The sequence below is a fragment of the Streptomyces sp. NPDC054786 genome, from assembly GCF_053611685.1.
In genome coordinates, this window is sequence record NZ_JBSHAW010000003.1 from 68,025 (window position 1) to 80,133 (window position 12,109).

The following is a 12,109-nucleotide window of genomic DNA, read 5'->3' on the forward strand; positions in this document are numbered from 1 at the left end:
CCGAACGGTCGATCAGGGGTCAAAACCTGATGCACACTTTCGGCCGGATTTCTTCACCATTTACACACCGAAACAGAAAATTCTCCGTCAGATCCCGGCAACCACCGGATGACTGCCACACCCTGCCCCGCTATACGGGAAGGGGATTCCGCGGCGGTTGCACGGCCAGACCGGGCGATCATGCACAGAGCGTCACGTGCCGGAATCCGACCGAAAACAGTCGTTGATGTCCTCTTATTGACCGAAGCGTTCAGTTCCTCCGCTAGGACGCCGCTTCACGGAAGAGGACCCGGCCCCGCAGGTCATGGCGGCCGCGGGGCGGGTGGACCGAGCGGAGTTCCCCTCAGGCCGGCCGGAGTTCCGCGTCGACGGCGCCACGGATCAGCTCGTGCGCGCGCCGGAGCGAGGTGGTGCCGCTCAGCCAGCGTTCGCTCACGCCCTCGACCAGGGCGGTGAGCCGCTCGGCCGCCGCGGACGGGTCGGTCCCGGAGAGCGCCGGATCGGCCGCCTGGGCCCGGCGTATCAGATCGGCGAGGTCCTCGTTCCACTCGCGGGTCGCGGTGGCCAGCAGTTCCCGCAGGTCCGGGTCGAAGACGGCGGTGGCGCGCAACTCGCCCCACGCCGCGCTGTTCTCCCTGACGTGGGGGACGTCCTGCAGCTCGCGCACCAGGATCTCGGTGAGCTGCGTACGGGGGTCGTCGGAGACATCGAAGGCTGCGTCGGTGTAGCGGACCGCCCGCCGGTTGATGAACTCCAGTGTGCGGCGCAGCAGTCCGGTGCGGTCCTTGAAGTGGTAATAGATCAGCGCGGTCGAGACGCCGGCCTCCGCGGACACCTCCTCGACGCGCAGCCCGCGTACGCCGCGCCGGGCGATCAGCCGGGCGGCGGCTTCGAGGATCTGGGTGGGCCTGTCCGGCATCACATGCTCCTGGGTCCGAAGAATCATGGTGGCTCGGCTCCGATCATGCCCTAACATCGTCCTGACCGAAATTTCAGTCAGGGGGCTGATCGTGAACATATCCCGACGTCAGACACTGCAGGCGGCGGTTGTCGCCGCCGTAGGCGGCGCCTTGGGCGCCTGTGACACCCAGGACAGCGGCGGGCCCGCACCGCACGGCGAGCGCGCTGTCCCCGCGGGCGCGAACACGGCCGGCACATGGCGGCTGCCCGAGGAGTCCCATCCACACGAGTCGACCTACATGGCGTGGCCCACCCGCCGGATCTGGGGGCCGGACATCGCCGGCGTGCGCGACGACATCGCCCGCATCGCCCGGACGATCGCCGAGTTCGAGCCGGTGGTCCTCCTGGCCAACGAGCGGGAGGCACAGGCGGCAAGGCAGGCGTGCGGGTCCGGGGTGGAGGTCGTCCCGGTCCCGGTGGACGACCTGTGGATGCGGGACAGCGGGCCGGTCTTCGTCCTCGGGCCCGACGGCATCGCCGGCGTCGACCTCAACTTCAACGGCTGGGGCAACAAGCAGGACCACGGCCGCGACCGCCGGGTCGCCCGCGCAGTCCTGGACGAAGCGCGCATCCCCCGGATCAAGGCGCCGGTCACCGCCGAGGGCGGAGCGGTGGAGGGCGACGGCCGGGGGACCCTGCTGGCGGCCGAGAGCTCGCTGGTCAACGACAACCGCAACCCCGGCAGGTCCCGCAAGGACATCGAGCGCGCGCTCAAGGACCTGTTCGGCGCCACCACGGTGATCTGGGTGAAGGGCGTCAAGGGCAAGGACATCACGGACTATCACATCGACGCGCTGGCACGGTTCTCCGAACCCGGCGTCGTGGTCCTGAGCACCCCGCCGAAGAACTCCCGCCCGAATGAGTTCACCGGCGCCTACGAGCAGGCCCGCACGGTCCTGGACCGGGCCGTCGACGCCCGGGGCAAGCGGCTCGATGTCGTCGAACTGCCCGAGCCGGCCGACATCGGGCGCCGGGGGAAGGGGTTCCTGGCCTGTTATGTGAACTACTACGTGGCCAACGGGGCGGTCATCATGCCCCGTTTCGGCGACCGGAAGGCCGACAGCAAGGCCGCAGCCGTCCTGCGGGACCTGTACCCGGGGCGGAAGGTGGTGCCACTGCCCGTCGACAACCTCGGCGAGGGCGGCGGCGGCATCCACTGCTCCACCCAGCAACTCCCCGAGGCCGGCTGAACGGCACTGCCGGGGACGGCGGTTCGCCGGCCGTTCCGGTGGCGCCGGGCGCGGCAGCGACGAGCCGCTGCGCGCCCGGCGGCGGCCTCAGGTACGGCGCCCGCCACCGGCCAGCTGATTGAGCGGACCGTCCGCCGGCGTCCCGCGCTGGTCCGTCACGACCGGCAGCCGCGCCATCGTCTCCGCCGGGAGGAGCCCGGTCTGGCCCAGCACCGCGGCCTGGTCCCAGTAGAGGTGCTCGGCGGAGACCAGCGCACCGTCGAACGACACCACCGCGATGAGCGGGATCTCGACGCGCCGTCCGGTCGGCGGCACACCGGGGAGGATCCACGGCACCTCCACGTCATGGGTGAACGAGACCAGCATTTCGTCGACGAGCCGGGTCCCGCCCGTGGTGCGGGTCAGGGGCTCGATGGCGAAATCCGGTGCGTTGTGGCCCACGAACCAGCGGCGGTAGAAGTGCCGCACGGACGCCCTGCCACGGGCACCCATGGCGGTGGGCACATGCACGACCTCGGGGGCGTCCGACATGGTGGCCATCGTCATGTCGAGATCGAGGGTGCTGAACTCGCTGCTGGTGTGCAGCTCCCAGACACGCTCCCGATCCCGGTCAACTGCGCTGGTCACGGGCGGTCTCCTCGGTCTTCCATCCCCAAGCGGTGAGCATCCCGGGGGAGAGGGCGGCGCACCGGGGCGACGACAGATCGTGCAGGGCCCGCTCGATCTGGGCCTCGTCCACCCGCCCGGTCGCCAGCATGCCGCCCCGTGCCCGGCTCCACGTATCGGCCCAGAAGCGGCTGACCGCGCTGTCCGGCACCAACGGGGGAACGTGGATCTCGGCGGCCACGTGGCACAGGCCTTCCTCGTGGAGGAGCTGAGGGTAATCCGGCACCCAGGAGATGTCCGTGCCGATGGTCTCCCGGAGCGCCTGCCACATCGCCCGCATGACCATGGTGTACGGGGTATGTGGCGCGGTGGCGCTCGTCAGGTCGACGGCGTCGCTGAGCACCAGCACACCATCGGGCGCGACCAGCGAACTCAGCTTGGCGATCATGCGGCGCCACGAGCACAGATGCATCAGCACGAACCGCGCATGGACCAGCTGGAACCGGCCGGGATGGAAGTCCGGCGCGGTGATGTCGGCGCTCAGCGCCGTCAGGCCCGGTGTGCCGTCGCCGGTGAGGAACCGGGTGTCACGGTCCACGGCGAGCACCGTCCTGACACCGGCCGACTCCAGCAGCCATCGCGCGAGGGTGCCGGTTCCCGCGCCCACGTCCAGGCAGTTCCAGCCGGGACCGGCTCCCAACGCCGTCAACCGGGCGGCGCTCACCTCGTCGTAGGCGAGCGCTCCCAGGTCGATACGACCGGCCTCGCCGGCCTCTTCCGGGCGGAACATGCCTTCGCCGTAGCGCCCGGCATCCGTACCCCGCACGTCACCAGTATGACGGTGACCCTCAGGGGTTTCCTGCTGTGGTGACCAGCTCCGGAACCGGCTCCGCCGCCGGCCGCTTCCGGGGCCGTCCCGGGGCACGCCGCAGGATCACCTGCAGGACGAGCATCACCACGCCGGTGGCCACCGCGCTGTGCCACAGCAGCGCGTCCAGCCGGCCCGCCGAGAGATAGGCGCCCGCGGCCACCGCCGCCAGTGCGCACACGGCCCGGTCCACGATGCTCTCGACCGACAGCAGCGTGGCACGCGGCGCACCCGCCGGGATGGCATCGTTCACCAGCTTGCGCTGCAGCGGATAGGCGAAGCCGGTGACCGCGGCGAACACGCACAGCAGGGCGACCACGGTCCAGGGCCCGCCGAGGGTGCTGCCCGCCAGCGCGGCAGCCATCGCGAGGCTGAGCAGCGAGACCCAGGCCACCGGTGACAGCCGCGAGCCGAGCCACTGCGGACGGGCCGAGGCCACCGCCTCCGCGACGGTCATGGCAGCCAGCACACCGCCGTGTGAGCCCTCCGGGATGCCGTGATCCAGCAGCACCGGCTGGAAGAGGTTGACCTGGCAGATCCGCGAGAGCGTGAAGACGGCCACGCCCTGCACCATGAGCAGGGCGAGCCAGGGCGTGGCGCACACACAGCGCAGCGCCCTGGTGGCATCGCGCAGAAACGCGAGCCCGCCGCGCGAGGTCTCCTCGGTCCGGTCCCGGCCGGCGGGCGCGGCGTTCCGCGGCAGCACCACGGCGCAGACGAGCGAGCCCGCCGCGCTCGCGGCGCTCAGCACGTACGGCGTGGCGTGCGCGAGGGCCATCAACGGACCGACCAGCGGCCAGCACAGCACCTTTGCGGCCAGCCCCAGCGCCCGCGCCTGCCCCTCGGCCTTCAGATAGTGCTCTCCGGCCCCCTCGGCCGCCAGACCGTCGTAGAGATAGGCGCTGGCTGCGCCGGAGGTCAGCGAGCGGCCGGCGGCGATGGCCAGGAAGTGCACCAGGAAGCCGGTGTAGCTGGGGGAGAGGACCGGGGCCAGGTTCGCCGCGGTCATCACGACGGCACCGGCCCGCAGACAGTTGCGGGCACCGATCCGGTCGGCCACGATCCCGGTCGGGATCTCGAACAGGCAGAACGCGACGTAGTAGATGCTCTGGATGCCGAAGATCTGCCCGTCGGAGAGCCCCGCCTCCCGCTGGTAGGCGTAGAAGACCGGCATCCACCACAACAGGTTGAACAGCAGCTGGAAGCCGTTGTTGAGCCGGATGATCCGGCGGGCCCGCGGCGTCAGGGGCACACCCGCGGCCCGGGGACCGCGGGCTGATCGCAAGGCCGTGAACGGGCGGATCACAGCGCGTAGGGGCGGATCTGGACCAGGCGGAAGTCCCCCTGATCTGTCATCAGCCACTCGATGTCCAGCGGATGATCCACATCGGTGTCGCTGAAGTGGGACTGGAGCAGCCGCCCGGTCAGGGCGAGCCGGGCCAGCTTGTCGCGGGTGCCGACGGGCAGGTCCTTGTCGGACGAGCCGAGCGCGACGGTCCGGCCGCCGCCCTCGACCGTGTTGTACAGGTACTGCAGCGGCAGCGTCGTCCCGTCGACGACCGTCTCGGGCGAGCCGGGGGAGCAGTTGACGTAGACATTGCGGAAGTCCGCGCGCCGGGTCGGGTCGCAGGTCACCAGGACGCCGCCGAGGTCCGCGGGCACATACCGCTGGATGATCACACCCATGTATGTGTCGTCCAGGGAGATGCCCGCCTGATGGCGCAGCCGGACGCTGCGCGGCGACAACAGGGAGGCCCACACCTGGCGTACCGCATCGAGGAGTTCGTCCGCGCCGTGGACGGTACTGATGGAGTCGTAGACCCCGGCCGCGGAGAACCCGGGGAGGTCCTCGGCGTTGGAGGAGGAGCGGACCACGAGACGGTTGCCGGCGTCGGGTCCGTCGGGCAGTGCCTGGGTGATCTGCCGGGTGACCTCATCGGGCATGGGGGTGTTCCGGATGAGCTGCTGCAGATGCAGACAGAGCGCGTCCAGCACATCGACGGCGTCGAGTTCGAGGGCCATCTTGAGCTTGCCGAGGCCCTGTTGCACGGCCGGCGAGGACGTCAGGAAGCGGTGCTGCAGGGCGAAGGGGAGGGCGATTCCGTCCGGCGCGGCGATGGTATCGGCCACGAAGTCGGCGGCCCGTTCCCGCAGTTCGGCAGCCGATGCGTCCGGGGTGCCCAGGCGGGCCGCGAGGTGGCCGTAGAGGTCGGTGCGGGGCGGCCTGGGCTGCCCGTAGAAGGCGGTGAGATCGGCCGAGCGGCTGTCGAGGACGTGATGGAGCTCCCCGAGGTTGGCCGCCTTGGTGCCGTACCGGTCCTGGTCGGCGCGGCGCAGCCGGTGCAGGAACAGCGCGGGCACGTCCTCCAGCAGTGGCGGTTCCATCCGGATCCGCTGCTGGTGCCAGGCCGGGGCGTCCAGCGCCGGGACATGGGCCAGCGCGGCGAGGGTGATCTCGTCGTCCTGCACCCGGTAGCGGACCCATGCGCCGTCCAGGCCGTCCGCCTCGACGAGGCGCTCCAGGTCGCGCACGATCGCGTTGGGGATGCCCCAGCCGGAGGCGAGGACATTGGTGTGCGAGAGCGGTGTACCGGGCGCGGTGTTGAGGAAGCCGGCCACCCGCGGCACATCGTCCGGCAGCGCCGGCATGGCCACGATGTCGGACCAGCCGAGCCCGCCGGCCGCGGCCGCGTACTCCTCGGGGGTCCGGAAGTAGCGGAGCCGGCCGATGGCCTCGCCGGGGTTGAGCGGGGTACGGGTGCGGTTGCCGAAGAGTTCATGGCCGAGGATCCGCGGCACCCGTACATCGCTGATCGCGGCGAGTTCGTGCTCCTGCCCGTGGTTCGCCGGTTTCAGCAGGAGCGGCAGCCGGCCGTCGACCCGGTGGCGGACGAAGGTGTAGAACTCCTCCAGCAGCCGGCCGTTCATGGTGTCGGCCTCGGTCGTCTCCAGGACGAGGAAGGGCCGTTCGCGGCCCTCCGGGTCCTCGTCGGTGTGCAGCGAGAGCACACCCAGCAGGAAGCGGCGCTCGGGGTCCATGTAGACCGAGGCGTTGAAGGCGTCCAGGCAGTCGTCCAGCGCGGCCAGCTCCATGCCGAGGACGCGGGTGGCGATGTAGTTGACGTGGAACGGGTGGGCGGCGGTGTCGAGCAGATGCCAGGTGTCCTCGATGCGGTCCACCACGACCTTGAGGTACGGGTGGCCGGCCAGGACACCGGAGAGGGTACGGAAGAGCGGCAGCGAGAGGTTCTCGCCGATGACGGTGCGATCGGTGACCGGGCCCGGCGCGCCGGAGGGCAGGACGGTGGTGGTCATGACTGCGCCTCCGTGGTGCCGTGGGGGAGGATCTGCGGGAGGGCGTCCACCAGCGTCCGGAAGTCGCGGATCACGGTCTCCGGGTCGGCGGCGGACAGCAGACACAGCGCCGCCATGGTGTTGGCGCCCGCGGCCGGGTCGTACACCGGCACCAACGTCCCGTCCGGGAGGGAGTTCTCGTCGACCACGGACAGCCGGCTGCCCGCGCTGACGGGCACGGTCTCGCGCACCGTCGGGAAGTCCCAGATGCGCCGGTCCGGCCAGGCGTCACCGGCGCCGTCGACGGCCAGGACGACCAGGGACCCGGCCGCGCCGTCCGCCTCCTGCGGGGTGCGGGCCTCGGCGGGCCAGGAGACCGGACGCCCCAGAAGGTGGTCGGTGAGCATACCGATCAGGTCCAGGCCGAAGACCTCCTCGATCTGCGGGACGGTCATCGCCCCGCCGAACCGGGCGGCGGTCTCGATCACCCACATCCGCCCGTCGGCACCGAGCTTGATCTCGGTGTGCGTACCGCAGTTGCGCAGCCCCAGCGCATCGACGGCATCGCGCGCCAGGGCCACGATGCGCCGCTGGGCATCGTGCGGCAGCGCGGCGGGGGTGATGCCGGCGCGCTCGGTGAACGGCTCCACCGTCGGCATCCGCCCGCTGAGACACACCGGGCGGAAGTCGCCGTCCACCACGACGCCTTCGACGCTGACGTAGTCGCCCCAGCCCTCCTGGCCGAACCACTCCGACGCGGTGCCCTGCACGATCTCCTCGACGAGGAAGTCCGCCCCGGCACCGGCCACATGGAGCTCGGCGTAGCCCAGTTGCGCGGATTCGGCCATCACCTCCCGCGCCCGCTCCCAGGCCGCCTGCACCTCGCCGGCACAGCGGATGATCCGGTGGGCGGTGGAGCCGGCGCTCCAGGCAGCCTTCAGCAGCAGGGGGAAGCGGAGCGTGGCGGCCGCGTCGTGCAGATCCCGCTCGGTGGCGACGGGACGGAACCGGGGCTGGGATATGCCCTGGTCCTGCCAGGTGCGCCGCATCATCCGCTTGTCGCGGGCGAGGGCACAGGAGCCGCCCGCCCCGGCGAGGCCGAGCTTCTCGCAGGCCTCCGCGACCGCGACGACCGCGTACTCGGAGAAGGTGACGACCGCGTCCGCGCCCACCGCCTGGGCCCGGGAGACGATCAGGGACACCAGGTCGCGCCGTTCAGGCTCGGAAGGGCTCAGCACCGAGGCACACAGCCGGTCCACGGATGCGGCCACGGTGGGCGGGAGCGCGCTGAGCGCCAGCAGGTGCACTGCCGACCGTGCGGCGACCCGTGACAGGGCGTACCCCAAGGGCGGTCCGCCCTTGGCATACACGAACAGCACCTTGCTCACTGGAATCCGACTCCTCTTCATACGGGTATGGACCTTCGCAACGGCCGAGGACGCCCGGATCTCACCTCCGGACGCCATGCCTCAAGCGAAGCAGCCGTGCGGCACACGGTTCCCCGCATCGGGCCGCAACCGCTCAGGCAAATGCCAGAGTTGTGGATACCGTCGAACAGCGGTGAAGGTTCCGTGATGCCGTATGGCGGCCGCAGCAATGCCGAGGTGCGCGGACGCCACCAGATCGGCCGAGAACCGGGCATGCCGCGCAACGCAGGGGGATACGCATGGCGATGGCGCGCCGTCCGAACCCGTTGAACTCTTCACCGCAAAGGGGCCCGTCGTGGACGAGACCAGTCTGAAGTCGCTGCTTGAACGCCTTCCGGTGTCCTGGTGGGAGGCCGACCGTGAGCTGCGCGTGATCGACAGCGGCGGTGGTGCCTTCGATGACACGCTGACGGCCCAGCGGTTCCTCGACACCGTGCGCAGAGAGCTCCCCGAACCCGCCGCAGCACCCGAAACCAGCCATTGGCAAGCGCAGTTCGACGGTCGTGTCTTCGATGTGAACTGGCCCCTCGGCGTGCCCCGGCAGGGCCGCTCCCGTGGCCTGGCGGTGGAGGTCGCCGCGCGTGCCCCCGGCGTCCGCCGCTACGACGCCTTCGCGGACCTCGCCCCCGCCGCGGCCTTCATCCGGGACGCGGACGGGCGCTACCTCTGGGCGAACCACGCCTACGCCCATCTGTACGGGACCACACCGGAACACGTCATCGGCGCATACGTCGCGGACGTCGACGGCCCCGCCGACTGCCCGCAAGTCCTCGACCTGGACCGGGAGGTACTCGCCCGCGGCAAACCCGTGCGGCACACCCTCACCTACCACCGTGTCGACGGCACCAGCGGGCAGGCGGCCGGCCATCGTTTCCCCGTCCGGGAAGGGGGCCAGGCCTGCGTCGCGGGCATCTACGTCGACATCAGCGACTACACCCGCGCCCTGCGCCAGCGCCGGGAGGCCGAGGAGAGCCTGCATGCGCTGCGCGATCACAGCGGACTGGCGTGCGCCCTGATCTCCGCGGGCGGACGGATCCAGCAGGCGAGCGCGGCGGCCGCCGAACTGCTGCAGACCCGGCTGTCTGACCTCGTCGGCCGCCGTGCGCACACCGTGCTGGCACCCGCTCCGGAGTTAGGGGCACTGCGTCGCAGCTGGCACGATCTGATAGCGCGCCGCAGCCGGCGGATCCAGACCTCCGCCGTGCTCCAGGACGCCCGTGGCCGACAGTGCCGCGCCCGGCTGCATCTCACCACGGTCGGCCGGAGTGCGGACCGGGCCACGAGCGTGTGGGCGGTCGTCACCCACCAGGGACTCGCCCATGAGGCACATCCCCCGCTGACAGCCAGTCAGGTCCGCATCCTGTCCCTGCTGGCTGCCGGCCGCAGCAACGCGGAGATCGCCACCTCCCTGCACCTCTCCCGGCAGACCGTCGACTACCACCTCAGCCGCCTGCGCGACCTCCTCGAAGCCCCGACCAGACCCGCCCTCGTCGCCCGCGCCTATGTCCTGGGCATCCTCGCCCCCCAGACGTGGCCGCCCCGCTCGGCCACGGCCTGCCATCCGCACAGCGCCACCTGAGCGGTGCGGCGCCGGGCCGCGGCTTCGCCCGCGGACGGCCCGACGCACCGGGGAGGCGGACCGCCGGACGAGGTGCGAGAGCACCCGCTGCCATGCGGTGGCCGAAAGCCCAGTGTTGGGCCACCCGGCTGATTGTGGCCGACGGGCGTTTTACTCACGCGGGTTGAACGACGACGCAGGCCGACAACGGCAGCACGATATGTCTGGCAGCAGAAGGATGAAGAAGCAAGGAGCGTCGTGAGAAGAATCATGCGGGCGGGAAGTGTCGTCGGGGCGTGTGGGCTGGTGCTGCTCGGCAGTGGAATCGCCCAAGCGGTGACCATTCCGGACTCCCTGCTCTCGGCGGTGACGGACGCCGATATCGGCAGCGTGACCGGCACGGTCCAAGGAGTGGTCTGCAACAACCGCCTCGGCCATATCCACTACAAGTCGCCGGTGTTCCGGTCGGGCCACGCCTGCATCAATGGGCCGGTGCACAGCGGTAACAGCCTGCACAGCGGTAACTTCGTCAACCACGGAAACCCGAACAACAGCGGCAATCTCGCCAACACCAATGGGTCCACCAACAGCGCCGACTCCGTCTCGGGCGCTTCGACGGCCAGCAGCAACAACATTCAGGGCATCCTCGGAGGCCTTCTCCACTGATCCGGATACCGCCCTGACGGCAACGCCCCGAGCCGTCACACGATCGCCCGGCGAATCCGCCGGGCGATCGTCGTTTGTGGCCCCTCAACCCGAAACGGCCCCCGGAAGCCGGGGGCCGTTCTTTCGGATCAGCGTGTGGTCACGAAGCCTTCTGCGTGTTGCCGCCGCCGAGGGCCTGCGCGTTATTGCTGCTCTTCGTCGTCGGGCCGGTTGTCTCGTCCTTCGAGTTGGTGTTTCCGATGGTGTTGGTCGGGCTGCCGCTGTTGTTGATGCTGCCGCCGGAGATGCGAACGTCCCCTCCCCTGGGGTTTCCGCTTCGCAGCGGCCCGTTGACGCAGAATCTGGCTCTCGGTCCGCAGCGGAACGAGGCGTTGACCCTGGAGACGGTATCGCTGTTCGTGATCCTGTCCCCGCCGGATGAACCCGCCCAGGCCTGGGCGGGCGCGACCGCTCCGGCGGCCAGGAGCAGACCGCAAGCCCCTGTCATCACGAAGTTGATGCGTGCCATGTTCTTCACACTGTGCTCCTGCACCTCATGGTTGGTCCCCGGGATGTTGCTATCCCGGATGCCCGCATCCACCAAGCAGGAGCAACGGCCCGTCCTGCGTATTCACCCTGTCCGATCATGGGATTCACCGGTACGGCCGTCGGCCGCACCCACCTGTGCGCGCCCGGACAGCGCCTCGGCGAGGGCGAGAATCCTGCGGGCGTCCTCGACATGCAGGTTCTCGATCAGCCGGCCGTCGACGGTGACGACCCCGCGTCCCTCACGGGTGGCCTCGTCGAACGCGTCGATGATCTTCCGCGAGCGGGCGATCTGTTCAGCCGACGGGGCGAACACCCGGTTGCACGGTTCGACCTGCGACGGATGGATGAGCGTCTTCCCGTCGAAACCGAACTGCCGCCCCTGCACGCACTCGGCCTCGAAACCCTCGGGGTTCTTCACGTCGTTGTAGACGCCGTCGAGGATCACCTTGCCGGTGTCGCGGGCCGCCAGCAGCGCCAGGGACAGCCCGGTCAGCAGCGGGGCCCGGCCGGGGACGTGCTCGGCGTGCAGCTCCTTCGCCAGGTCGTTGGTGCCCATCACCAGCACCGTGAGCCGCTCGCCGGCCGCGGCCACCGCACGGGCGTCCAGCATCGCGCGCGGCGTCTCGACCATGGCCCACAGGGCCGTGTGGTCCGGAGCACCGGCGGCCTCCAACGCACGCTCGACGTCCCGTACGGTCTCGGCGGAGTCCACCTTGGGCACCACCACCGCGTCCGGACCGGCCTCGGCGGCGGCCCGGAGGTCGTCGGCATGCCAGGCGGTGCCCGGCCCGTTGACCCGGATCGCCACCTCGCGGTAGCCGTACTCGCCCGAGGCCGCGGCGGCCGCGACCCGCATCCGGGCGTCGGCCTTGGCGTCGGGGGCGACGGCGTCCTCCAGATCGAGGATCAGCGCGTCGGCGGGGAGGGACTTGGCCTTCTCCAGAGCGCGTTCATTGGCACCGGGCATGTAGAGCACGGAGCGGCGCGGTCGCAGGATCGCGTCGGACACGGG

11 protein-coding genes are annotated in these 12,109 nt (G+C 70.7%); 3 read left to right on the forward strand and 8 right to left on the reverse strand.

The genetic code is table 11. The features are described 5' to 3' along the window. Positions 1-343: 343 nt before the first annotated feature. A complete protein-coding gene (locus ACWGI6_RS03920; protein WP_453265987.1) occupies positions 344-919 on the reverse strand; it encodes a TetR/AcrR family transcriptional regulator in 576 nt (191 codons plus the stop codon). 91 nt (positions 920-1,010) lie between these two features. On the opposite strand from ACWGI6_RS03920, the gene ACWGI6_RS03925 reads away from it, so the two are divergent. Next, a complete protein-coding gene (locus ACWGI6_RS03925) occupies positions 1,011-2,150 on the forward strand; it encodes an agmatine deiminase family protein (RefSeq protein ID WP_453265988.1) in 1,140 nt (379 codons plus the stop codon). 87 nt (positions 2,151-2,237) lie between these two features. On the opposite strand, the gene ACWGI6_RS03930 is transcribed toward ACWGI6_RS03925, so the two are convergent. Genes ACWGI6_RS03930 through ACWGI6_RS03950 form a run of 5 tightly spaced genes read right to left on the reverse strand, consistent with a single transcriptional unit; the run spans position 2,238 to position 8,306 of the window. After that, complete coding sequence (locus ACWGI6_RS03930; RefSeq protein ID WP_453265989.1) at positions 2,238-2,777, reverse strand: nuclear transport factor 2 family protein; 540 nt, start codon at positions 2,775-2,777, stop codon at positions 2,238-2,240. After that, the gene (locus ACWGI6_RS03935) at positions 2,761-3,582 is read right to left on the reverse strand and encodes a class I SAM-dependent methyltransferase (protein ID WP_453265990.1); all 822 of its coding nucleotides are present in this window, start codon (positions 3,580-3,582) and stop codon (positions 2,761-2,763) included. The genes ACWGI6_RS03930 and ACWGI6_RS03935 overlap by 17 nt, the downstream gene beginning before the upstream one ends. Before the next feature lie 22 nt (positions 3,583-3,604). Beyond that, the gene (locus ACWGI6_RS03940; protein WP_453265991.1) at positions 3,605-4,876 is read right to left on the reverse strand and encodes an MFS transporter; all 1,272 of its coding nucleotides are present in this window, start codon (positions 4,874-4,876) and stop codon (positions 3,605-3,607) included. Positions 4,877-4,926: 50 nt separating this feature from the next. After that, on the reverse strand, positions 4,927-6,939 hold the full coding sequence (locus ACWGI6_RS03945; protein ID WP_453265992.1) for a PEP/pyruvate-binding domain-containing protein: 2,013 nt from the start codon (positions 6,937-6,939) through the stop codon (positions 4,927-4,929). After that, the gene (locus tag ACWGI6_RS03950) at positions 6,936-8,306 is read right to left on the reverse strand and encodes an ATP-grasp domain-containing protein (protein ID WP_453265993.1); all 1,371 of its coding nucleotides are present in this window, start codon (positions 8,304-8,306) and stop codon (positions 6,936-6,938) included. The genes ACWGI6_RS03945 and ACWGI6_RS03950 overlap by 4 nt, the downstream gene beginning before the upstream one ends. A gap of 334 nt (positions 8,307-8,640) precedes the next feature. Between ACWGI6_RS03950 and ACWGI6_RS03955 the strand changes: the two genes are divergently transcribed. Together ACWGI6_RS03955 and ACWGI6_RS03960 are read left to right on the forward strand one after the other, a co-directional pair. Then, complete coding sequence (locus tag ACWGI6_RS03955; protein ID WP_453265994.1) at positions 8,641-9,924, forward strand: PAS domain-containing protein; 1,284 nt, start codon at positions 8,641-8,643, stop codon at positions 9,922-9,924. Between the two features lie 249 nt (positions 9,925-10,173). After that, positions 10,174-10,569, forward strand: a complete 396-nt coding sequence (locus ACWGI6_RS03960) for a hypothetical protein (protein ID WP_453266125.1) — start codon at positions 10,174-10,176, stop codon at positions 10,567-10,569. A gap of 139 nt (positions 10,570-10,708) precedes the next feature. Here the strand turns inward: ACWGI6_RS03960 and ACWGI6_RS03965 are convergent, their stop codons facing one another. Next, positions 10,709-11,077: a hypothetical protein gene (locus ACWGI6_RS03965; protein WP_453266126.1), complete on the reverse strand. Its 369-nt coding sequence runs from the start codon at positions 11,075-11,077 to the stop codon at positions 10,709-10,711. Between the two features lie 102 nt (positions 11,078-11,179). After that, positions 11,180-12,106, reverse strand: a complete 927-nt coding sequence (locus ACWGI6_RS03970) for an HpcH/HpaI aldolase/citrate lyase family protein (protein ID WP_453265995.1) — start codon at positions 12,104-12,106, stop codon at positions 11,180-11,182. Positions 12,107-12,109: the final 3 nt, after the last annotated feature.

Coding starts and splice junctions, on each gene's coding strand:
- ACWGI6_RS03920 (WP_453265987.1), bottom strand. CDS start 919: ATGCCGGACAGGCCCACCCAGATCCTCGAAGCCGCCGCCCGGCTGATC.
- ACWGI6_RS03945 (WP_453265992.1), bottom strand. CDS start 6,939: ATGACCACCACCGTCCTGCCCTCCGGCGCGCCGGGCCCGGTCACCGAT.
- ACWGI6_RS03960 (WP_453266125.1), top strand. CDS start 10,174: ATGCGGGCGGGAAGTGTCGTCGGGGCGTGTGGGCTGGTGCTGCTCGGC.
- ACWGI6_RS03965 (WP_453266126.1), bottom strand. CDS start 11,077: ATGGCACGCATCAACTTCGTGATGACAGGGGCTTGCGGTCTGCTCCTG.